We start from the raw sequence: 22,743 nt of genomic DNA on the forward strand, positions 1-22,743 counted from the left end.
ACCGGCATCGTGAGGTGACGGGATGGGCGAACAGAAGTCAGCCGAGGCCGTAGTAGTTGCTCGAAACCGGAGTGACGAAGGGCTGAACCTGCCATGAGTGGACAGTCGGGTGTGATCTCTGTTGGATCGTAAAGCAGAAACTCCGCGTAGCGGGGGTCGAGACCATCAGGAGGTAGGAGCCGGAAGCTCCGAGGGCCGGTCTGGGCGCTTAGATACCGCAGGCGACACATCAACGGAACCAAGCTCGCTGACGCTGTTGGTTAGTAGGCAGGAACCGCCGTATACGGAACCGTATGTACGGTGGTGTGAGAGGACGGCGGGGGCAACCCCGCCTCCTACTCGATTTTCGGATTACTGCGGCGAACGCTCCAGTGGTTCCGGAGTCGGTACCGGCACGCTCTGCACCTCGTCGACTTCGCGCTGGATCTGTTCGAGCAAGGAGCCTGGCGCTGGCTTCTCTTCGGTTTGCGGTTGCACAGTGGCTGGCGGCGTCGTCACGCTGGCGCCATCCTGGCCGAGGATGGCCTCGTCGCGGCTGACACCAGGCATGAAGTCGCCCGACAGGCCGGCCAACTGATCGTTGTCATTGAAGACCAAGCTGACGCGCTCTTGCAGGCGTTTGCCGCCACCTGGCTGAATGCTGTACAGGTAGTCCCAGCGATTGGCATGGAAGGTGTCGGTCAATAGCGGGTTGCCCATGATAAAGCGCACTTGGCTGCGGGTCATTCCGGGGCGCAATTGGTCTATCATGTCTTGTGTAACGACGTTGCCCTGTTGGACGTCGATTTTATAAACCCCGGGGAAAGAACAGCCGGCGAGCGCGAGGAGTCCCACGAAGGTGAGACTGGTCAGCAGGAACTTGGTTTTTTGCATCGGCGGGTGACTTCCACTATCTTGGCTGGGCAACGTAAACCCCGATCATACCCGCAATAAAGGAAGCTGCGAAGCCGCTTCCGCGAGAAAGCAGACCATGGTTGAAAATAGCGAACTACGCAAAGCTGGCCTGAAAGTGACCCTGCCGCGGGTCAAGATTCTGCAGATGCTCGATTCCGCCGAGCAGCGTCACATGAGTGCAGAGGATGTTTACAAGGCGCTGATGGAGGCGGGCGAAGACGTCGGCCTGGCCACCGTATACCGCGTTCTGACCCAGTTCGAGGCGGCGGGGCTGGTGGTGCGGCATAACTTCGATGGTGGTCATGCCGTGTTCGAATTGGCCGATAGCGGTCATCACGACCATATGGTCTGTGTCGATTCTGGCGAGGTGATCGAGTTCTTCGATCCTGAAATCGAGAAGCGGCAGAGGGAGATTGTGCGCGAGCACGGCTTCGAGATGGTCGATCACAACCTGGTGCTCTACGTGCGCAAAAAGAAGTAAGCGCACCGGTGCGACATGCACAAAGGCGGCCCTCGGGTCGCCTTTGTCGTTGTGCGGTCAGGGGTTGTAAAAAATTCGAGCTTCGAGCGCAGTAGGCGAGTGTTTTTCCACAGGTTTCCAGGGGCTGAGAAAAGCCGGAGACCTTAACGAGTGCGCCGTCGGCAAGCGACATTTGTGCAGCCTCTCAGACCTGGGCGCTGCCGACCATCTGTCGGGCATGGGCCAGGGATTCTTCTGTCAGGTCGACACCGCCGAGCATGCGGGCGATTTCCTCGACCCGCTGGTTGCTATCCAGTTTGCTCACGGCCGTGCGGGTGGCGTCGTTGCCGCGTACCTTGTGCACGAACAGGTGCTGGTGGCCCTGGGCGGCTACTTGTGGCAGGTGGGTGACGGTCAGTACCTGGCCGCGTTCGCCGAGACGGCGCAGCAGTTGCCCGACCACTTCGGCGGTAGGGCCGCCGATGCCGACATCGACTTCGTCGAACACCAGGGTCGGCACGCGCGAGGTTTGTGCGGTGATTACCTGGATCGCCAGGCTGATGCGTGACAACTCGCCGCCGGAAGCCACTTTGGCCAGGGGCTTGAGTGGCTGACCGGGGTTGGCGCTGACCAGGAACTCCAGCTGTTCTAGGCCGTAGGGCTGTGGTTCGCTGCTGTTGTTGGCGCTCAGCCTGATGCTGAAGCGCCCTCCCGGCATGCCCAGATTGTGCATTTCCAGTTCGACTGCCGCCGCCAGTTCGCTGGCCGCGCGCTGGCGCAGGGTGCTGAGTTCGCCGGCCTTTTCCTGGTAGTGGCGCTCGAAGGCGGCCAGTTCTTCGTTCAGGCGTTCGGCGGCCTGGTCGTCGGCGTTGAGGCTTTCCAATTCCTCGAACAGTTGCTGCTGCATGGCGATCAGCTCGCCGGGCTGAGTGCGGTGCTTGCGCGCCAGGGTATAGATCGCGTCCAGGCGTTCCTCCATCTGCTGCAGGCGCTCGGGGTCGGCGTCGAAGTGGTCGAGGAAGCGGTTGAGTTCGCCGACCGCTTCCTCCACCTGGATCTGGGCGCTGGCCAGCAGGTTGGTCGCTTCGCTCAGGGCGCCCGGTTGGCCCTGAAAAGCGCCCAGGCGGTTGAGGCTGCCGGTCAGGGCCGAGAGCACGTTGCCGGCGTCGTTCTCGCTGCACTGCTCGATCACCAGGCGGCAGGCGCTGAGCAGGTTTTCGGCATTGGTCAGGTTCTTGTGTTCCTGCTCCAGTTGTTCCAGTTCGTTTTCGCCCAGGGCCAGGTTGTCCAGCTCTTCCAGCTGATAGCTGAGCAACTGGTGGCGGGCGCGCTGTTCGTCGCCGATGCTGGAGATGCGCTGCAGTTCGCTTCTGGTCTGTTTCCAGCGTTGTGCGGCCAGCAGCACCTGGCGTGCCAGTTCCTGGCTGCCGGCGTATTCGTCGAGCAGGCGGCGGTGGGTGTCGGCCTTGAGCAGGGACTGATGTTCATGCTGGCTGTGGATGTCGATCAGCAGTTCGCCGAGGGCCTTGAGGTCGCCCTGGGGGCAGGGGGAGCCATTGATGTAGCCGCGCGAGCGGCCTTCGGCGGTGATCACGCGCCGGAGGATGCACGGGCCGTCTTGATCCTGGTTGTGACCCAGGTCGCGCTCGGCCAGCCAGGCGCGGGCTTCGGGGATGTCGGCAAGGTCGAAACTGGCCAGGATATCCGCCTTGTCGGCGCCGGGACGGACCACGCCGCTGTCGGCGCGATCGCCCAGGCACAGGCCGAGGGCGTCGAGCATGATCGATTTACCGGCGCCGGTTTCGCCGCTGATCACGCTCATGCCGCTGTCCAGCTCCAGGTCGAGGTGTTCAACGATGGCGTAGTTGTGTACGGACAGGTGCACCAGCATGGCGAGGCCTCCCAATTCTTTAGTGTGTATATTTATACAGTGTTTGTTTCTCGGCTGACAATCCTTGCGCAGTACTTGAAGCTGCAGAATTTGTCCCCATATAGGCGGCAGACGCGCAAGTTTAGGTTTGCGTCGAATTTTTAGAGGAGAAACGCATGGCTGACGAACAGACCCGCGATAACCAGCTGCCAGAGCTTGCCCCCGATGCCGAAATGGGAATGAGCGATCAGTTGGATGCTCGCATCCAGGTGCTGGAGGAAGAGCTGGCTGCCGCTCAGGATCAGGCTCTGCGCATGGCGGCGGACCTGCAGAACGTGCGTCGTCGCGCCGAGCAGGATGTAGAGAAGGCGCATAAGTTCGCCTTGGAAAAATTCGCCAATGACCTGCTGCCGGTCGTCGATAGTCTGGAGCGCGGTCTCGAGCTGTCGAGTCCGGATGACGAGGCGATCAAGGCTGTGCGCGAGGGCCTGGAGCTGACCCTCAGGTTGTTCCAGGACACCCTCAAGCGCTATCAGCTGGAGGCCATCGACCCGCAGGGCGAGCCCTTCAATCCCGAGCACCATCAGGCCATGGCCATGCAGGACAGCACCCATGTAGAGCCGAACAGCGTGCTCAAGGTGTTTCAGAAGGGCTATCTGCTCAACGGTCGACTGTTGCGTCCGGCGATGGTGGTGGTCAGCAAGGCGCCTGCCGAAGTTCCGCCGTCTATCGATGAGCAGGCTTGAAATTCGCCGATCGGCCCCCATTTATGAGTCAAGCGTTTTAGTGCTGCCGCGGCTGACAAGGCATGGCGGCGGAAATATCAAAATTTCAGGAGAATGATGATGGGTAGAATTATCGGTATTGACCTGGGGACCACCAACTCGTGCGTCTCCATTCTGGAAAACGGCAACGTCAAGGTCATCGAGAACGCCGAAGGCACTCGCACCACGCCGTCGATCATTGCTTATGCCAATGACGGCGAAATCCTCGTCGGTCAGTCGGCCAAGCGTCAGGCTGTGACCAATCCGCATAACACCCTGTACGCGGTGAAGCGTCTGATCGGTCGTCGCTTCGAAGAAGACGTCGTGCAGAAAGACATCCAGATGGTTCCGTACAAGATCGTCAAGGCCGACAATGGCGACGCCTGGGTCGAAGTGAATGGCCAGAAGATGGCGCCGCCGCAGATCTCGGCTGAGATCCTCAAGAAAATGAAGAAGACCGCCGAAGACTATCTCGGCGAATCCGTGACCGAAGCGGTGATCACGGTTCCTGCGTATTTCAACGACAGCCAGCGCCAGGCCACCAAGGATGCCGGGCGCATCGCCGGTCTGGACGTCAAGCGTATCATCAACGAGCCGACCGCCGCGGCGCTGGCCTACGGTATGGACAAGGCCAAGGGCGACCACACCGTGATCGTCTATGACCTGGGTGGCGGTACCTTCGACGTCTCGGTGATCGAAATCGCCGAAGTCGATGGCGAGCACCAGTTCGAAGTGTTGGCCACCAACGGCGACACCTTCCTCGGCGGTGAGGACTTCGATATTCGTCTGATCGATTACCTGGTCGACGAATTCAAGAAAGAAAGCGGCATGAACCTCAAGGGTGACCCGTTGGCCATGCAGCGCCTGAAAGAAGCCGCTGAAAAAGCCAAGATCGAGCTGTCCTCGAGTCAGCAGACCGACGTCAACCTGCCATACATCACCGCAGATGCCACCGGTCCCAAGCACCTCAACGTGAAGATTTCCCGTGCCAAGCTGGAGTCGCTGGTCGAGGACCTGGTGCAGCGCACCATCGAACCATGCCGCATTGCGTTGAAAGACGCTGGTATCGACGTGGCCAAGATCGACGACGTGATCCTGGTCGGCGGTCAGACCCGCATGCCGCTGGTGCAGAAGCTGGTCACCGATTTCTTCGGCAAGGACGCGCGCAAGGACGTCAACCCGGACGAGGCCGTTGCCATCGGTGCCGCCATCCAGGGCGCAGTTCTGGCTGGCGACGTCAAGGACGTGCTGCTGCTCGACGTATCGCCGCTGACCCTGGGTATCGAAACCATGGGCGGGGTGATGACCGCGCTGATCGAGAAGAACACCACGATTCCGACCAAGAAGTCCCAGGTGTTCTCCACCGCCGACGACAACCAGAGCGCGGTGACCATTCATGTGCTGCAGGGCGAGCGTAAGCAGGCGTCGCAGAACAAGTCGCTGGGCAAGTTCGATCTGGCCGAGATTCCGCCGGCACCGCGTGGCGTACCGCAGATCGAGGTGACCTTCGATATCGACGCCAACGGCATTCTCCATGTCGGCGCGAAAGACAAGGCGACGGGTAAGACCCAGTCGATCGTGATCAAGGCCAACTCCGGGCTGTCCGAGGAGGAAATCCAGCAGATGGTGCGTGACGCCGAGGCCAATGCCGAGGAAGACCGCAAGTTCGAGGAACTGGCCACCGCGCGTAACCAGGGTGATCAGCTGGTGCATGCCACCCGCAAAATGATCACCGAGGCGGGCGACAAGGCGACTGCGGACGAGAAGGCCGCTATCGAGACCGCGCTGAGCGCGCTGGAAGCGGCGATCAAGGGTGACGACAAGACGGCTATCGAAGCCAAGATCAGTGCATTGTCCGAGGCTACCACCCCGCTGGCGCAGAAGATGTATGCCGAACAGCCGCAGCCGGGTGCTGCTGCCCAGGGCGCCGATGATGCGCAAGGCGCTGGCGACGATGTGGTCGACGCGGAGTTTGAAGAGGTCAAGGAAAGCAAATAGGCGCAAACAGGCGCAAGCCTGTGACCCACGGGGATGTGGGAACTGCAGCAAGCCGCTTGAGCGGCTGCTGCCTGCCGCTCCAGGCAGTCGTGGCCTAGGCTGCGACCGTTACGAACCGTCGCGCGGGAGCTTGCTCCCGCGTTGGCGCGTCTGGAGGATACGATTCAAGGGTGTTAAGGACTTATGGCTAAACGTGATTATTACGAGGTGCTCGGTGTCGAGCGCGGCGCCAGCGAAGCGGAGCTGAAAAAGGCCTACCGGCGCCTGGCGATGAAGCATCACCCGGACCGCAATCCTGACGATAAAGCGTCGGAAGATCTGTTCAAGGATGCCAACGAGGCCTACGAAGTATTGTCCGATGCCAGCAAGCGTGCGGCCTACGATCAGTACGGGCATGCCGGGGTGGACCCGAGTATGGGCGGTGCGGGTGGCGCCGGCTTCGGCGGGGCGAATTTCTCCGATATCTTCGGCGATGTGTTCAGCGACTTCTTCGGTGGTGCCGGCGGTCGTGGCGGCCAGCGTGGCGGTGCCCAGCGTGGCAGCGATTTGCGCTACACCCTGGAGCTGGACCTGGAAGAGGCCGTGCGCGGTACTACGGTCAACATCCGGGTGCCGACCCTGGTCAATTGCAAGGTCTGCGAAGGCTCCGGGGCGAAGAAAGGCACCTCGCCGGTGACCTGTACCACCTGCGGCGGTATCGGGCAGGTGCGCATGCAGCAGGGCTTCTTCTCGGTGCAGCAGACCTGTCCGCGTTGCCATGGCAGCGGCAAGATGATTACCGATCCGTGCGGCTCCTGCCATGGCCATGGTCGGGTGGAAGAGCACAAGACCCTGTCGGTGAAAGTCCCGCCCGGTGTCGATACCGGTGATCGCATTCGCCTGTCCGGCGAAGGCGAGGCGGGCGCGATGGGCGGCCCGGCGGGCGACCTCTATGTGGTGGTCAATGTGCGCGAGCACGCGATCTTCCAGCGCGACGGCAAACACCTGTACTGCGAGGTGCCGATCAGCTTCGCCGATGCGGCGCTGGGCGGCGAGCTGGAAGTGCCGACCCTGGATGGCCGGGTCAAGCTGAAGATTCCGGAAGGCACCCAGACCGGCAAGCTGTTCCGCCTGCGCGGTAAAGGCGTGGCGCCGGTGCGTGGTGGCGGTGCCGGCGACCTGATGTGCCGGGTCGCGGTGGAAACCCCGGTCAGTCTGGATCGGCGTCAGCGCGAACTGCTCGAAGAGTTTCGCAGGACGCTGCAGGGCGATACCCGCCATTCGCCCAAGGCCAGTGGCTGGTTCGAGGGTGTGAAGCGCTTCTTCGGTGATGTTTAATTTCCGGTGATGTTTAATTTCCAGTGGCAAGCTGCAAGCTGCAAGCCTCAAGAGGGTGTTGCTTGCGGCTGGAGGCTTGAGGCTTGGGGCTGACTTTATGCAACGAATAGCAGTGATGGGCGCCGCCGGGCGCATGGGCAAGACCCTGATCGAGGCCGTGCAACAGGCCGATGGCGTCAGCCTGACGGCGGCGATCGATCGTGCCGACAGCAGTCTGATTGGCGCCGATGCCGGCGAGCTGGCGGCGCTGGGCAAGATCGGCATCAGGCTGTCAGGCAGTTTGAGTGAAGTGCTGGATCGGTTCGATGTGCTGATCGATTTCACCCATCCTTCGGTAACCCTGAAAAACCTGGAAATTTGCCGGCAGGCCGGCAAGGCCATGGTGATTGGTACGACCGGATTCAGTGTCGAGGAAAAACAGCTGTTGGCCGATGCCAGTCGGCAGATACCCATAGTGTTTGCCGCCAACTTCAGCGTGGGCGTCAACCTGTGCCTGAAGTTGCTGGATACCGCGGCGCGGGTGCTCGGTGATGAGGTGGACATCGAGATCATCGAGGCCCATCACCGACACAAGGTCGATGCGCCATCCGGCACCGCCCTGCGCATGGGCGAGGTAGTGGCCAATGCCCTGGGGCGTGACCTGCAGAAGGTCGCGGTCTACGGCCGTGAAGGCCAGACCGGCGCCCGCGACCGCGAAACCATCGGCTTTGCCACGGTAAGGGCGGGCGATGTGGTCGGCGATCACACCGTGCTGTTCGCCGCCGATGGCGAGCGCGTGGAAATCACCCATAAAGCCTCGAGCCGTATGACCTTCGCCAAGGGGGCGGTGCGTTCGGCCGCATGGCTGCAGGGGCGTGCGCCTGCGCTGTACGACATGCAGGATGTGCTTGGCCTCAGCTGAGGCGCTTCGTCGGAAGCCTATATTCTGGCTAGGAGTTAATCGCATCTGCCGGTGGACCAAAAAGGCACTTTCCTGTAGGCTTCCTGCTTTAGTGTGTCCACTAAAAGTTGCGCAGAATGAATCATATAAAAAAGCGGGGTGACGGTCGGTACGTCATCCCGCTTTTTTACAATCTGCGTTTGCTTCAAGCTTTGATCTACGGAGGTTTTCTTGAGTAAGCCAGCCCTTAAACCTGCCATCCTGGCCCTTGCTGATGGCAGCATTTTTCGTGGCGAGGCCATCGGTGCCGATGGCCAAACTATTGGAGAGGTGGTTTTCAACACCGCCATGACCGGCTATCAGGAAATCCTTACCGATCCTTCCTATGCCCAGCAAATCGTCACCCTGACCTATCCGCACATCGGCAATACCGGCACCACGCCGCAAGATGCCGAGTCCAATAGGGTCTGGGCTGCCGGCTTGATCATCCGCGATCTACCGCTGATCGCCAGCAACTGGCGCAGCAAGCAGCCGCTGGATGAGTACCTGAAGGAAAACGGTACCGTGGCCATCGCCGGCATCGATACCCGTCGCCTGACCCGCATCCTCCGCGAGAAGGGTTCGCAGAACGGCTGCATCCTGGTCGGCGATGACGCCACCGAAGACAAGGCTCTGGACCTGGCGCGCAGCTTCCCCGGCCTCAAGGGCATGGACCTGGCCAAGGTGGTCAGCTGCACCGAGCCCTACGAGTGGCGCTCCAGCGTGTGGAACCTGAAGGACGACAGCCACCCGGAAATTCCGGCCAGCGAGCTGCCTTACCATGTGGTCGCGTACGACTACGGGGTCAAGTTGAACATCCTGCGCATGCTGGTCGAGCGCGGTTGCCGGGTGACCGTGGTGCCGGCGCAGACCCCCGCTGCCGAGGTGCTGGCGCTGAGTCCCGACGGTGTGTTCCTGTCCAACGGGCCGGGCGATCCCGAGCCGTGCGACTACGCGATCCAGGCAATCAAGGAAGTGCTGGAAACCGAGATTCCACTATTCGGTATCTGTCTCGGCCACCAGCTGTTGGCCCTGGCCTCCGGTGCCAAGACCCTGAAAATGGGCCACGGTCACCACGGTGCCAACCACCCGGTGCAGGATCTGGACAGTGGCGTGGTGATGATCACCAGCCAGAACCATGGTTTCGCCGTGGATGAAGCCAGCCTGCCGAGCAACGTGCGGGCGATTCACAAGTCGCTGTTCGACGGTTCTTTGCAAGGTATCGAGCGGACCGACAAGGTTGCCTTCAGCTTCCAGGGGCACCCCGAAGCGAGCCCCGGCCCAGCCGATGTGGCCCCGCTGTTCGACCGTTTTATCGAAGCCATGGCCAAGCGCCGCTAAACCTCGCCGACTGACCCAAGGATTCGAGTAACCGCTATGCCAAAACGTACAGATATTAAAAGCATCCTGATCCTCGGTGCCGGCCCGATCGTCATCGGCCAGGCCTGCGAATTCGACTATTCCGGCGCCCAGGCCTGCAAGGCCCTGAAAGAAGAGGGCTACCGCGTCATTCTGGTGAACTCCAACCCGGCCACCATCATGACCGACCCGGCCATGGCCGATGCCACCTACATCGAGCCGATCAAGTGGTCGACCGTGGCCAAGATCATCGAGAAGGAGCGCCCGGACGCCCTGCTGCCGACCATGGGCGGGCAGACCGCGCTGAACTGCGCGCTGGACCTGGAAAAGCACGGCATTCTGGAAAAGTTCGGTGTGGAAATGATCGGTGCCAACGCCGACACCATCGACAAGGCCGAAGACCGTTCGCGCTTCGACAAGGCGATGAAAGACATCGGCCTGGCCTGCCCGATTTCCGGCATCGCCCATAACATGGAAGAAGCCTACGTCGTCCTCGAGAAAGTCGGCTTTCCCTGCATCATCCGGCCGTCCTTCACCATGGGCGGCACCGGTGGCGGCATCGCCTACAACCGTGAAGAATTCGAGGAGATCTGCGCGCGCGGCATCGATCTGTCGCCGACCAACGAGCTGCTGATCGACGAGTCGCTGATCGGCTGGAAGGAATACGAGATGGAGGTGGTCCGCGACAAGAAGGACAACTGCATCATCGTCTGCGCCATCGAGAACTTCGACCCCATGGGCGTGCACACCGGCGACTCGATCACCGTGGCCCCGGCGCAAACCCTGACCGACAAGGAATACCAGATCCTGCGCAACGCCTCGCTGGCGGTACTGCGCGAAATCGGCGTGGAAACCGGCGGCTCCAACGTGCAGTTCGGCATCTGCCCGAACACCGGCCGTATGGTGGTGATCGAGATGAACCCGCGGGTCTCGCGTTCCTCGGCGCTGGCTTCCAAGGCCACCGGCTTCCCGATCGCCAAGATCGCCGCCAAGCTGGCCGTCGGTTACACCCTCGACGAGCTGAGCAACGACATCACCGGCGGCCGTACCCCGGCGTCGTTCGAGCCGGCCATCGACTACGTGGTGACCAAGATCCCGCGTTTCGCCTTCGAGAAATTCCCCAAGGCCGACGCGCGCCTGACCACCCAGATGAAGTCGGTCGGTGAGGTCATGGCTATCGGTCGCACCTTCCAGGAGTCCATGCAGAAAGCCCTGCGCGGCCTGGAAGTCGGTGTGTCCGGCTTCGATCCGATGCTCGATCCGAACGACCCGGATGCCGAGAGCACCCTCAAGCGCGAGCTGACCGTGCCGGGTGCCGACCGCATCTGGTACCTGGCTGACGCCTTCCGTGCCGGCAAGACGGTTGCCGAAGTGTTCGAGCTGACCCGCATCGACGAGTGGTTCCTGGTGCAGATCGAAGACCTGGTCAAGGACGAGGAAAAGATCAAGACCCTGGGTCTGGTCAGCATCGACCGCGACCTGATGTACAAGCTCAAGCGCAAGGGCTTCTCCGACATCCGTCTGGCCAAGCTGCTCGGCGTCTCCGAGAAGAGCCTGCGCAGCCACCGCCACAAGCTGAAAGTGCTGCCGGTGTACAAGCGCGTCGACACCTGCGCCGCCGAGTTCGCCAGTGACACCGCCTATATGTATTCGACCTACGAGGAAGAGTGCGAGGCGGCGCCGTCGAGCCGCGACAAGATCATGATCCTCGGCGGCGGGCCGAACCGCATCGGCCAGGGCATCGAGTTCGACTACTGCTGCGTGCACGCCGCATTGGCGCTGCGTGAAGACGGTTACGAGACCATCATGGTCAACTGCAACCCGGAAACCGTCTCCACCGACTACGACACCTCCGACCGCTTGTATTTCGAGCCGGTAACCCTGGAAGACGTGCTGGAAATCGTCCGCGTCGAGCAGCCCAAGGGTGTGATCGTGCAGTACGGTGGGCAGACCCCGCTGAAAATCTGCCGCGCGCTGGAAGAGGCCGGTGTGCCGATCATCGGTACCAGCCCCGAGGCGATCGACCGCGCCGAAGACCGCGAGCGCTTCCAGCAGATGGTCCAGCGTCTGGGCCTGCGCCAGCCGGCCAACGCCACGGCGCGCAGCGAGGAGGAGGCCCTGGCGGCGTCCAAGGTCATCGGCTATCCGCTGGTGGTGCGTCCGTCCTATGTGTTGGGCGGACGGGCGATGGAAATCGTCTACCAGGAAGAAGAGCTCAAGCGCTACATGCGCGAAGCGGTGAAGGTGTCGAACGACAGCCCGGTGCTGCTCGACCACTTCCTCAACTGCGCCATCGAAGTCGACATCGATGCTATCTGCGACGGCGAAACCGTGGTGATAGGCGCGATCATGCAGCATATCGAACAGGCTGGCGTGCACTCCGGTGACTCGGCGTGCTCGTTGCCGCCGTATTCGCTGCCGGCGCATATCCAGGACGAGATCCGCGACCAGGTCAAGAAAATGGCCCTGGAGCTCGGTGTGATCGGCCTGATGAACGTGCAGATGGCGGTGCAGGGCGAGGATATCTTCGTCATCGAAGTCAATCCGCGCGCCTCGCGCACCGTGCCCTTCGTCTCCAAGTGCATCGGCATCTCCCTGGCGATGCTCGGGGCCCGGGTGATGGCCGGCAAGACCCTGGCCGAAGTCGGTTTCACCGAGGAAATCATTCCCAACTTCTACAGCGTCAAGGAAGCGGTGTTCCCCTTCGCCAAGTTCCCGGGCGTCGATCCGATCCTCGGCCCGGAAATGAAGTCGACCGGTGAAGTGATGGGTGTCGGCGATACCTTCGGCGAGGCCTTCGCCAAGGCCCAGCTGGGCGCCAGCGAAATCCTGCCCAACAGTGGCTGTGCCTTTATCAGCGTGCGCGACGACGACAAGCCGCTGGTGGCCGAGTTGGCGCGCAACCTGATCGAACTGGGTTTTGACGTGGTGGCCACTTCGGGTACCGCCAGGCTGATCGAGGCCGCCGGCTTGCCGGTGCGCCGCGTGAACAAGGTGACCGAGGGTCGTCCTCATGTGGTCGATATGATCAAGAATGACGAAGTCACCCTGATCATCAATACCACCGAGGGTCGTCAGTCGATCGCCGACTCCTATTCCATTCGGCGTAATGCGCTGCAGCATCGAATCTGCTGCACCACCACGCTGGCGGCGGGTGAAGCGATTTGTGAGGCGCTCAAGTTCGGTCCCGAGAAGACCGTGCGCCGGTTGCAGGACCTCCATGCAGGAATCAAAGCATGACTAAATACCCCATGACCGTCCGGGGCGCTCGCGCCCTGGAAGAGGAACTGGCCCACCTGACCAAGGTGGTGCGGCCCAAGCTCAGCCAGGACATCGGCACCGCGCGTGAGCTGGGTGACCTCAAGGAAAACGCCGAATACCATGCCGCCCGCGAGCAGCAGGGCATGGTCGAGGCGCGCATCCGTGATATCGAAGGCCGTCTGCAGAATGCGGTGGTTATCGATGTCACCGGTATTGCCCACACCGGCAAGGTGATTTTCGGCACCACCGTGGAGATCGCCAATGTCGAAACCGACGAAAGCGTGACCTATCAGATCGTTGGCGAAGACGAAGCCGATATCAAACTCGGCAAACTATCGGTTGGCTCGCCTATCGCCCGTGCGCTGGTCGGCAAGGAAGAGGGCGATGTGGTGGCGGTGAAAACTCCCAGCGGCATCGTCGAGTACGAGATCGTCGAGGTTCGTCATATCTAGGCCCGACAGCCAAGCTGCTGGTGCGATAAGCTGGCTGCTGGCCCAGACCTTCTGGGTCGGCGGTCTGTGGTTGTTGCATTTTCTGCTGTTGCCGGCAATCGCCAAGCTGGGCTTGGCGCCGTTGCTGGTCGAGGAGATCGCCCGCGCGGTTCGCCCGCTATTGGTAGGGCTGGCTGGGGTTTGTGCGGGGCTGCAGGTGCTGGTGCTGATCCGTGCCGAGCGTTTGGTCAGTCTGTGGCGCGATATCCGCGGGCAACTGTTGTTGACGGTGTTGGTGATGGCGGCCAGTTACTTTGGTGTGCGCCATTACTGGCCTGGCGGCGGGCTCTGGCTGATGTTCAGCTACCTGGTGATGGCGTTTTGCGGTTTGCTGCTGGTGCTGCAGCCAGTGCCGGGCCGTGGCAAGCGAAAAGCTGCAAGCTTCAAGTAAGGCAGGAAGCGTGCAGCCTGAAGCGATCAGCCGTGATGACGGTGAACGTTGGACAGGTTTTTGTTGACCTTGGGGTTCTTGCGGTAGATCAGCGCCATCTTGCCGATGACCTGCACCAGATCGGCATGACCGGCTTTGCACAGCTCGTTAATGGCTGCAAGGCGGCTTTCGCGCTCGACGATGCGCAATTGCACTTTGATCAGTTCATGGTCGCTCAGGGCACGCTCCAGTTCGGCCAGCACGCCTTCGGTCAAACCATTGTCGGCCACGATCAATACGGGTTTCAGGTGGTGGCCGATAGATTTGAATTGTTTCTTCTGCTCTTGAGTGAGCGGCATAATCTGATTCCTGCATTTAATCTGGTAAAAAACGGCGATCAGTTTACCCGAGCGCCTTGGTTGCCGCCCAGATATTCATGCTCTGCACAATTCGAGGTATTGCGTGGCCCGTTCCAAAACCAGTCAAGGTTGGCTGAAAGAGCATTTCAACGACCCTTACGTCAAAATGGCGCAAAAGGATGGCTATCGCTCGCGCGCCAGCTACAAGCTGCTGGAGATCCAGGAAAAGGATCGAATCCTGCGCCCGGGTATGACTGTGGTCGACCTGGGAGCTGCGCCAGGTGGCTGGTCGCAGGTCACCAGCCGCTTGATCGGCGACAAGGGCACCCTGATCGCCTCCGATATTCTGGAGATGGACAGCATTCCCGATGTCACCTTCATTCAGGGCGATTTCACCGACGATGCGGTGTTCGCGCAGATCCTCGAGGCGATTGGCGGTAATCCGGTAGACCTTGTGATTTCCGATATGGCCCCCAATATGAGTGGAGTAAGGGCCGCCGATCAGGCACGCGCCATGTATCTGTGCGAATTGGCGCTGGACTTGGCTGGGCGCGTGCTGCGTCCGGGTGGTGATTTTTTGATCAAGATTTTCCAGGGCGAAGGCTTCGATATTTACCACAAGCAGGTGCGCGAAATGTTCGACAAGGTGCAGATGCGCAAGCCCTTGTCCTCGCGTGATCGCTCGCGCGAGCAATACCTGCTTGGGCGCAGCTTTCGTGGCGGCTAGCAGGCTGCTAGATAAATGCAACCAAGGGCTGGCATGCCAGTCCTATGTGGTATGGGTGCTGCGGCTTATGGGCGCCAAAATAAAGGGTTACAGACGGCGTCTGCCAGGGGCGGGCGTTGTGTAGTAAGTTAGGTCGGTACATAACTGGTCGTCATGCGAAGTGCGCTTCGGCACGGGGCCTGCTTCAGAGGGTAGCTAATTGAACGACATGGCAAAGAATCTGATCCTGTGGCTGATCATCGCCGCTGTCTTGGTGACGGTGATGAACAATTTCTCCAGCCCGAGCGAGTCCAACAAGCTCAACTACTCGGAGTTTATCCAGCAGGTTCAGGATGGCGCGGTGCAGCGGGTCACTGTTGATGGTTTCATCATCAGTGGCGTGCGTGGCGATGGTTCGTCCTTCGAGACCGTGCGCCCGGCGATTCAGGATAACGGCCTGATCAAGGATCTGATCGACAACAACGTGCAGATAATCGGCAAGCAGCCGGAGCAGCAGAGCATCTGGACCCAGTTGCTGGTAGCCAGCTTCCCGATCCTGGTGATCATCGCGGTGTTCATGTTCTTTATGCGCCAGATGCAGGGCGGTGCCGGCGGCAAGGGCGGGCCCATGAGCTTCGGCAAGAGCAAGGCGCGCCTGCTCTCGGAAGATCAGGTCAAGACCACTTTCGCTGACGTCGCCGGGTGCGACGAAGCCAAGGAAGAAGTCAGCGAGCTGGTCGAATTCCTGCGTGATCCGGGCAAGTTCCAGCGCCTCGGCGGGCGTATCCCGCGCGGCGTGTTGATGGTCGGTTCGCCGGGTACCGGCAAGACCTTGCTGGCCAAGGCGGTTGCTGGTGAGGCCAAGGTGCCGTTCTTCACCATTTCCGGCTCCGACTTCGTCGAGATGTTCGTCGGTGTCGGTGCGTCCCGCGTGCGCGATATGTTCGAGCAGGCGAAGAAGCATGCACCGTGTATCATCTTCATCGACGAAATCGACGCCGTCGGTCGCCATCGTGGTGCTGGCATGGGTGGCGGTCACGACGAGCGCGAGCAGACCCTCAACCAGTTGCTGGTGGAGATGGACGGCTTCGAGATGAACGATGGCGTGATCGTCATCGCCGCGACCAACCGCCCCGACGTACTCGATCCGGCGCTGTTGCGTCCCGGTCGTTTCGACCGTCAGGTGGTGGTCGGTCTGCCGGATATCCGTGGTCGTGAGCAGATTCTCAAGGTGCACATGCGCAAGGTGCCGATGGGCGAGGATGTCCAGCCGGCGATGATTGCGCGTGGTACGCCGGGCTTCTCCGGTGCCGATCTGGCCAACCTGGTCAACGAGGCCTCGTTGTTTGCCGCGCGTGCCGGCAAGCGCCTGGTCGAGATGAAGGAATTCGAGCTGGCCAAGGACAAGATCATGATGGGCGCCGAGCGCAAATCCATGGTCATGTCGGACAAGGAAAAGCTCAACACGGCGTTCCACGAAGCCGGTCATGCCATTGTCGGGCGTCTGGTGCCCGAGCATGATCCGGTCTATAAGGTGTCGATCATTCCTCGCGGACGGGCCCTGGGTGTGACCATGTTCCTCCCGGAAGAGGATCGCTACAGCCTGAGCAAGCGCGCCTTGACCAGCCAGATCTGCTCGCTGTTCGGTGGTCGTATCGCCGAAGAGATGACCTTGGGCTTCGATGGCGTGACCACTGGGGCCTCGAACGACATCATGCGTGCCACCCAGCTGGCGCGCAACATGGTGACCAAGTGGGGCTTGTCCGAGAAGCTCGGTCCGCTGATGTATGCCGAGGAGGAGGGCGAGGTTTTCCTTGGGCGCAGCATGGGTAGCCAGCACACCAATGTCTCGGCCGATACGGCCAGGGTGATCGACCAGGAGGTGCGCAGCATCATCGATCAGTGTTATGGCACCGCCAGGCGCCTGCTGGAAGAGAATCGCGACAAACTCGACGCCATGGCCGAGGCCTTGATGAAGTACGAAACCATCGATGCCGAGCAGATCGACGACATTATGAATGGCCGTGCCCCGCGCGAGCCGCGCGACTGGAGCGGTGGTGGCGATGCCGGTATCCCGGTTGCTGGTCTCGATGAAAAGGATCGTCCAGAGAAACCTATCGGCGGTTCTGCTGTCGAGCATTAAGGATCACGATGTCTGAAGTGCACCATCCGAGCCGGCTGCCTTGTGGCAGCCGGTTTCTTGATTTAACCCGTCCGCAGGTGATGGGTATCCTCAATGTCACCCCCGACTCCTTCTCCGATGGCGGCCGTTTCGGTCAGCGTGATGCAGCCTTGCGTCATGCCGAGGCTATGTTGCGTGCCGGCGCCAGCCTGATCGATGTCGGTGGCGAATCCACGCGCCCCGGGGCGCGAGCGGTGTCACCGGTTGAAGAGCTTGAGCGCGTTGCGCCCATTGTCGAGGCCATCGCTGCCGAGCTGGATGTGATCATCTCGGTGGATACCTCGACGCCTGCAGTGATGCGTGAGACTGCTCGTCTCGGTGCGGGTCTGATCAACGATGTGCGTTCGTTGCAGCGTGACGGGGCGCTGGATGCCGCGGCCGATAGCGGTTTGCCGGTGTGCCTGATGCACATGCGCGGCGAGCCGACCACCATGCAGCAGAACCCCCGGTACGACGACATCTTGAGTGAGGTCCGGGTATTCTTGTCCGAGCGCATGGCCGCTTGCGCCGCGGCAGGGATCGCCGTCGAGCGGCTGATTCTCGACCCCGGCTTTGGTTTCGCCAAGACCCAGGAGCACAATCTCAGGCTGTTCAAGCATCTGCAGTCGCTGCATGAGTTGGGCCGGCCACTGCTGGTCGGCGTCTCGCGCAAGAGCATGATCGGACGGGCGCTGAATCGCGAGGTTGGCGAGCGTCTATACGGCAGTCTTGCCCTGGCGGCCTTGGCAATCACTAAAGGGGCGCACATCCTGCGGGTACATGACGTGCCTGAGACAGTTGATGTGGTGCGTATGCTGGCTGCAGTCGAAGCGGCTGAATAAGTAATCAAGGAATCCTGGTCATGACTAGAAAATATTTTGGTACCGACGGTATTCGTGGGCGGGTCGGCGAGTTTCCCATCACCCCGGATTTCATGCTCAAGCTTGGTTGGGCGGCCGGCATGGCATTTCGCAAGCAGGGCAAGTGCAGGATTCTGATCGGCAAGGACACGCGGATTTCCGGTTACATGTTCGAGTCGGCGCTGGAGGCCGGCTTGTCCGCGGCAGGTGCCGATGTCCTGTTGCTGGGGCCGATGCCGACGCCGGCGATCGCCTACCTGACCCGGACCTTCCATGCCGAGGCGGGTATCGTCATCAGTGCCTCGCACAATCCGCATCACGACAACGGCATCAAGTTTTTCTCGGGGCAGGGCACCAAGCTGCCTGACGAGGTCGAACTGATGATCGAGGAGTTGCTCGATGCGCCCATGACCGTGGTCGAGTCGGGCCAGTTGGGTAAGGTGTCGCGGATCAACGATGCGGCGGGCCGCTATATCGAGTTCTGCAAGAGCAGTGTGCCGACCAGTACCGATTTTGCCGGGCTGAAGATCGTGCTCGATTGCGCCAATGGTGCGGCCTACAAGGTTGCGCCTAGCGTGTTTCGCGAGCTCGGTGCCGTGGTTTCGGTGCTCTCGGCCCAGCCTGACGGGCTGAATATCAATGACGGCTGCGGCTCTACTCACGTCGAAGCCCTGCAGGCCGCGGTGGTGGCCCAGCAGGCCGATCTGGGCATCGCCTTCGATGGTGATGCGGATCGCGTGCTGATGGTTGACCACACCGGTGCCCTGGTCGATGGCGACGAGCTGCTGTTCATCATTGCGCGTGACCTGCAGGAGCGCGGCAAGCTGCAGGGCGGGGTGGTAGGTACGCTGATGAGCAATCTGGGTCTGGAGCTGGCGCTGGCCGATCTGGGGATTCCCTTTGTCCGCGCCAAGGTTGGCGATCGCTATGTGGTTGCCGAGTTGCTGGCGCGCAACTGGCAGATGGGTGGGGAGAATTCGGGGCATCTGGTGTGTTTTCAGCACACCACGACGGGCGATGCGATCATCGCCGCGCTGCAGGTGCTGCTGGCGCTCAAGCGCCGTGAGCAGAGCTTGGCAGAGGCGCGGCAGGGGTTGCGCAAGTGTCCGCAGGTGCTGGTCAACGTGCGTTTTGCCGGCGGCGTCGATCCGCTCGAGCACCCGGCGGTGCGCGATGCCAGTGCACGGGTGACCGAGCAGATGGCGGGTCGTGGGCGGGTGCTGCTGCGCAAGTCCGGTACCGAGCCGTTGGTGCGGGTGATGGTCGAGGGCGACGATGAAACCCAGGTACGCGGCTATGCCGATGAATTGGCTAAGGTTGTTGCTGAAGTCTGTGTTTGATTAGCTTGCCAGTCCAGGTGCTGTTGGGTAACATCTGCGCCCTCTTTGACCGATGAGGTAAGGCATGCGTCGCCCCCTGGTAGCTGGTAACTGGAAAATGCACGGTACCCGCGCCAGTGTCGCAGAGCTGATCAACGGTTTGCGTCGGCAGGTGTTGCCTGCTGATGTCGAGGTTGCAGTCTTTCCCTCCTGTTTGCATATCGTCCAGGTTCTGGAAGGTCTGGCTGACAGGGTGGCCGAGGTCGGCGCGCAAGATTGTGCGGCCGACCCGGCTCAGGGGGCTCTGACTGGCGAGGTTGCTGCCAGTCAGTTGCAGGATGCAGGTTGTACCCTGGTGTTGGTGGGGCATTCGGAGCGGCGCTTGCTGCTTGGTGAGACCGATGCTGATGTGGTGCGCAAGTTTGCAGCTGCGCAGTCTTGTGGTTTGATTCCGCTGTTGTGTGTGGGGGAGACCCTCGAGCAGCGCGAGTCCGGCAAGACCCTTGAGGTTGTGGGGGCGCAGTTGGCCAGTGTTGTCGATGTGCTGGGTATCGATGTCTTTGCTCGGGCGGTTGTTGCCTATGAGCCGGTCTGGGCCATTGGCTCGGGTTTGACGGCGTCGCCCGAACAGGCGCAGCAGGTGCATGCCGCTATTCGTGCGCAGCTGGCCGCGCACAGTGCCGAAGTGGCATGCACTGTAAGAATTCTATATGGCGGCAGTGTCAAGGCCGCTAATGCAGCCGAGTTGTTCGGTATGCCGGATATCGATGGGGGGCTCGTTGGTGGGGCCTCTCTGAATGCGGATGAGTTCGGTGCGATTTGTCGCGCCGCAGGAAGCTGACAAGATGCTGGAAACAGGCGTAGTGGTTTTTCATCTGCTGGGTGCAATCGGTGTGGTTGCGCTGGTTTTGCTGCAGCAGGGCAAGGGTGCCGATGCGGGGGCTTCTTTTGGTTCTGGTGCTTCTGCTACCGTTTTCGGTAGCCAAGGTTCCTCTACCTTTTTGAGTCGCGTTACTGCTATACTCGCCACCGCTTTTTTCATAACTAGCTTGGGCTTGGCGTTCTTTGCTAAAGAAAAGGCTGATGCGCTGAGTCAGGTTGGTTTGCCTGATCCGGCGGTGTTGGAAGTGCAGCAGGCTGCGCCCGCTGTTGAAGATGTACCCGTGCTCGAAGAGCAAAAGCCGGCTGTCGAAGCGGCTGATGTGCCTCAGGCTCCAGAGCAGTAACAAGCAGTACGCAACACGTGATTTTGCCGAGGTGGTGGAATTGGTAGACACGCTACCTTGAGGTGGTAGTGGCCATAGGCTGTAGGGGTTCGAGTCCCCTCCTCGGTACCAATTTACAAGCAAGCCCGCAGTATGCGGGCTTTCTTGTTGCTGAAGCGTTGGTTGACCCTCGTGTGGGTTCGGCCGTATACTTCGGCCCCAGCTTTGACGCGGGGTGGAGCAGTCTGGTAGCTCGTCGGGCTCATAACCCGAAGGTCGTTGGTTCAAATCCAGCCCCCGCAACCAGCAGCAGCGGAGCCCCTTTTCAGGGGCTTTTTGCTAGCTGGGAGACAGGTTTGCCGGCCTTTAGAGGCCGGTTGAAGGGATGGGCGTTTCGCCCATTTTTCATTTGCACAGCATGCGCGAGGGGCTCAGGTGTCGAGCAAGCTAGAACAGTTGCAGGCCTTGGTGGCCCCGGTAGTCGAAGCACTCGGCTATGAATGCTGGGGTGTCGAGTTCCTGTCGCAAGGGCGGCATTCTTTGCTGCGAATTTATATCGATCATGCCAATGGCGTTCTCATCGAAGATTGCGAGAAGGTCAGTCGGCAGATCAGTGGTGTCCTCGATGTCGAAGACCCGATCAGCGCGGAATACACCCTGGAGGTGTCTTCGCCCGGCATGGATCGGCCGCTGTTCACGTTGCAGCAGTTCGCCAGTCATGCCGGCGAGCAGGTGAAAATCAAGCTGCGTTCGCCTTTCGAGGGGCGCCGCAACTTTCAAGGTCTCCTTCGCGGCGTGGAGGAACAGGACGTGGTGGTGCAGGTGGATGACCATGAGTTTCTGTTGCCGATCGACATGATCGATAAGGCCAATATTATCCCCAGGTTTGATTGAGACGCGGATCCCGCGGATCCAATGGATTGCGAAAGGCGAGGCGTACGATGAGCAAAGAAGTACTGCTGGTTGTTGAGTCGGTGTCCAACGAAAAGGGCGTACCGGCTAGCGTGATATTCGAGGCGCTGGAATTGGCTTTGGCCACTGCCACCAAAAAGCGTTTTGAAGACGAAGTCGAGTTGCGTGTGGCGATCAATCGCCAGACCGGCAACTACGAAACTTTCCGTTGCTGGACAGTGGTCGAAGAAGCCGATTTCGATGACCCTGCGCATCAAGTTACCGTTGATATGCCACGGGCGATCGAAGCCAATGCGAAAGTCGGCGATGTACTCGAGGAAAAGATCGAGTCCATCGAGTTCGGTCGCATTGCTGCGCAAACCGCCAAGCAAGTCATCGTGCAGAAGGTTCGCGAGGCCGAGCGTGCTCAGGTGGTTGAAGCCTACCGTGAGCGCTTGGGCGAAATCATCTCCGGCACTGTGAAAAAGGTGACTCGCGATAATGTGATCATCGACTTGGGCAATAATGCCGAGGCGTTGTTGGCGCGTGAGGACATCATTTCGCGCGAGACTTTCCGCGTGGGTGCCCGGGTTCGTGCCCTGCTCAAGGAGATTCGTACCGAGAGTCGTGGTCCGCAGCTGATTCTCTCGCGCACCGCGCCGGAAATGCTGATCGAATTGTTCCGCATCGAAGTGCCCGAGATCGCCGAAGAACTTATCGAAGTCATGGCCGCTGCGCGCGATCCTGGCTCGCGGGCCAAATTGGCCGTGCGTTCCAAGGACAAGCGTATCGATCCGCAAGGTGCCTGCATCGGCATGCGTGGTTCGCGCGTACAAGCAGTATCCGGCGAGTTGGCCGGCGAACGAGTGGATATCGTGCTGTGGGATGACAATCCCGCGCAGTTTGTGATCAACGCCATGTCGCCAGCGGAAGTTGCCGCAATCATTGTCGATGAGGATGCCCATGCCATGGACATCGCCGTCGGCGAAGACAACCTGGCGCAGGCCATTGGCCGTGGCGGTCAGAACGTTCGTTTGGCCAGTCAACTGACTGGCTGGACGCTGAACGTGATGACCGAAGCGGACATTCAGGCCAAGCAGCAAGCAGAGACCGGCGACATTCTGCAAAATTTCATCGACGAGTTGGAAGTCGATGAAGAGCTGGCCCAGGTGTTGGTCGAAGAAGGCTTTACCAGCCTGGAAGAAATCGCTTATGTGCCGATGGAAGAGATGCTCAGCATCGATGGTTTCGATGAGGAAATCGTCAGCGAGCTACGGGCACGGGCAAAAGATCGCCTGTTGACCAAGGCCATCGCCACAGAAGAAAAACTGGCAGACGCCCACCCGGCCGAAGACCTGCTCTCGCTTGAGGGTATGGACAAAGGCTTGGCGCAGGAGCTGGCAGTACGCGGTGTGGTTACCCGCGAAGACCTGGCCGAGCAGTCGATTGACGACCTGCTCGACATCGACGGCATCGACGCAGAGCGTGCCGGCAAGCTGATCATGGCCGCCCGAGCCCATTGGTTCGAGTAAGTTTTAC

General features: G+C 60.7%; 20 protein-coding genes and 2 tRNA genes. 19 read left to right on the top strand and 3 right to left on the bottom strand.

What is annotated here, in order from left to right; genetic code table 11:
• Positions 1–351: 351 nt before the first annotated feature.
• On the bottom strand, positions 352–873 hold the full coding sequence (locus BM315_RS14675) for an outer membrane protein assembly factor BamE (RefSeq protein WP_090502259.1): 522 nt from the start codon (positions 871–873) through the stop codon (positions 352–354).
• Between the two features lie 97 nt (positions 874–970).
• Between BM315_RS14675 and fur the strand changes: the two genes are divergently transcribed.
• A complete protein-coding gene (gene fur, locus BM315_RS14680) occupies positions 971–1,375 on the top strand; it encodes a ferric iron uptake transcriptional regulator (RefSeq protein ID WP_090502261.1) in 405 nt (134 codons plus the stop codon).
• A gap of 184 nt (positions 1,376–1,559) precedes the next feature.
• Here fur and recN read toward each other — a convergent pair whose 3' ends face one another.
• Positions 1,560–3,245, bottom strand: coding sequence for a DNA repair protein RecN (gene recN / locus BM315_RS14685; RefSeq protein WP_090502263.1), 1,686 nt, complete (start codon positions 3,243–3,245; stop codon positions 1,560–1,562).
• 155 nt (positions 3,246–3,400) lie between these two features.
• On the opposite strand from recN, the gene grpE reads away from it, so the two are divergent.
• From grpE to BM315_RS14725, 8 genes are all read left to right on the top strand, one after another.
• Positions 3,401–3,970, top strand: a complete 570-nt coding sequence (gene grpE / locus BM315_RS14690) for a nucleotide exchange factor GrpE (protein ID WP_090502265.1) — start codon at positions 3,401–3,403, stop codon at positions 3,968–3,970.
• Between the two features lie 99 nt (positions 3,971–4,069).
• Positions 4,070–5,986, top strand: a complete 1,917-nt coding sequence (gene dnaK / locus BM315_RS14695; RefSeq protein ID WP_090502267.1) for a molecular chaperone DnaK — start codon at positions 4,070–4,072, stop codon at positions 5,984–5,986.
• Between the two features lie 183 nt (positions 5,987–6,169).
• A complete protein-coding gene (gene dnaJ, locus BM315_RS14700; protein ID WP_090502269.1) occupies positions 6,170–7,303 on the top strand; it encodes a molecular chaperone DnaJ in 1,134 nt (377 codons plus the stop codon).
• A gap of 97 nt (positions 7,304–7,400) precedes the next feature.
• A complete protein-coding gene (dapB, locus tag BM315_RS14705) occupies positions 7,401–8,204 on the top strand; it encodes a 4-hydroxy-tetrahydrodipicolinate reductase (RefSeq protein ID WP_090502271.1) in 804 nt (267 codons plus the stop codon).
• A gap of 210 nt (positions 8,205–8,414) precedes the next feature.
• Entirely contained in the window at positions 8,415–9,563 is a 1,149-nt protein-coding gene (gene carA / locus BM315_RS14710) for a glutamine-hydrolyzing carbamoyl-phosphate synthase small subunit (protein WP_090502273.1), read from the top strand.
• 36 nt (positions 9,564–9,599) lie between these two features.
• A complete protein-coding gene (carB, locus tag BM315_RS14715; RefSeq protein WP_090502276.1) occupies positions 9,600–12,821 on the top strand; it encodes a carbamoyl-phosphate synthase large subunit in 3,222 nt (1,073 codons plus the stop codon).
• Positions 12,818–13,294, top strand: a complete 477-nt coding sequence (greA, locus tag BM315_RS14720; RefSeq protein ID WP_090502279.1) for a transcription elongation factor GreA — start codon at positions 12,818–12,820, stop codon at positions 13,292–13,294. Before carB ends, greA begins: the two co-directional genes overlap by 4 nt.
• On the top strand, positions 13,287–13,724 hold the full coding sequence (locus BM315_RS14725) for a DUF4149 domain-containing protein (protein ID WP_090502281.1): 438 nt from the start codon (positions 13,287–13,289) through the stop codon (positions 13,722–13,724). The genes greA and BM315_RS14725 overlap by 8 nt, the downstream gene beginning before the upstream one ends.
• Positions 13,725–13,750: 26 nt before the next feature.
• On the opposite strand, the gene yhbY is transcribed toward BM315_RS14725, so the two are convergent.
• Positions 13,751–14,062, bottom strand: coding sequence for a ribosome assembly RNA-binding protein YhbY (gene yhbY, locus BM315_RS14730; protein ID WP_090502282.1), 312 nt, complete (start codon positions 14,060–14,062; stop codon positions 13,751–13,753).
• Positions 14,063–14,165: 103 nt separating this feature from the next.
• Here yhbY and rlmE point away from each other — a divergent pair, with 103 nt between their 5' ends.
• The 10 genes from rlmE to nusA all read left to right on the top strand — a co-directional run bounded on the left by rlmE (position 14,166) and on the right by nusA (position 22,736).
• Positions 14,166–14,789, top strand: a complete 624-nt coding sequence (rlmE, locus tag BM315_RS14735; RefSeq protein ID WP_090502284.1) for a 23S rRNA (uridine(2552)-2'-O)-methyltransferase RlmE — start codon at positions 14,166–14,168, stop codon at positions 14,787–14,789.
• Between the two features lie 208 nt (positions 14,790–14,997).
• Positions 14,998–16,911 (top strand): ATP-dependent zinc metalloprotease FtsH, encoded by a 1,914-nt coding sequence (ftsH, locus tag BM315_RS14740; RefSeq protein WP_090502286.1) that lies wholly within the window; start codon positions 14,998–15,000, stop codon positions 16,909–16,911.
• A gap of 8 nt (positions 16,912–16,919) precedes the next feature.
• A complete protein-coding gene (gene folP, locus BM315_RS14745; RefSeq protein WP_090502288.1) occupies positions 16,920–17,771 on the top strand; it encodes a dihydropteroate synthase in 852 nt (283 codons plus the stop codon).
• Positions 17,772–17,791: 20 nt separating this feature from the next.
• The gene (glmM, locus tag BM315_RS14750; protein ID WP_090502290.1) at positions 17,792–19,129 is read left to right on the top strand and encodes a phosphoglucosamine mutase; all 1,338 of its coding nucleotides are present in this window, start codon (positions 17,792–17,794) and stop codon (positions 19,127–19,129) included.
• Positions 19,130–19,193: 64 nt separating this feature from the next.
• Complete coding sequence (tpiA, locus tag BM315_RS14755) at positions 19,194–19,949, top strand: triose-phosphate isomerase (RefSeq protein ID WP_090502292.1); 756 nt, start codon at positions 19,194–19,196, stop codon at positions 19,947–19,949.
• Positions 19,912–20,334: a preprotein translocase subunit SecG gene (gene secG / locus BM315_RS14760; RefSeq protein WP_425287788.1), complete on the top strand. Its 423-nt coding sequence runs from the start codon at positions 19,912–19,914 to the stop codon at positions 20,332–20,334. Before tpiA ends, secG begins: the two co-directional genes overlap by 38 nt.
• A 25-nt stretch (positions 20,335–20,359) precedes the next feature.
• A tRNA-Leu gene (locus BM315_RS14765) sits at positions 20,360–20,445 on the top strand.
• A gap of 97 nt (positions 20,446–20,542) precedes the next feature.
• A tRNA-Met gene (locus BM315_RS14770) sits at positions 20,543–20,619 on the top strand.
• Positions 20,620–20,748: 129 nt separating this feature from the next.
• Positions 20,749–21,207 (top strand): ribosome maturation factor RimP, encoded by a 459-nt coding sequence (rimP, locus tag BM315_RS14775; RefSeq protein WP_090502296.1) that lies wholly within the window; start codon positions 20,749–20,751, stop codon positions 21,205–21,207.
• 47 nt (positions 21,208–21,254) lie between these two features.
• Positions 21,255–22,736, top strand: coding sequence for a transcription termination factor NusA (gene nusA, locus BM315_RS14780; RefSeq protein ID WP_090502298.1), 1,482 nt, complete (start codon positions 21,255–21,257; stop codon positions 22,734–22,736).
• Positions 22,737–22,743 lie beyond the last annotated feature (7 nt).

Origin of the sequence: Pseudomonas borbori (assembly GCF_900115555.1) — a bacterium.
GTDB lineage: Bacteria > Pseudomonadota > Gammaproteobacteria > Pseudomonadales > Pseudomonadaceae > Aquipseudomonas > Aquipseudomonas borbori.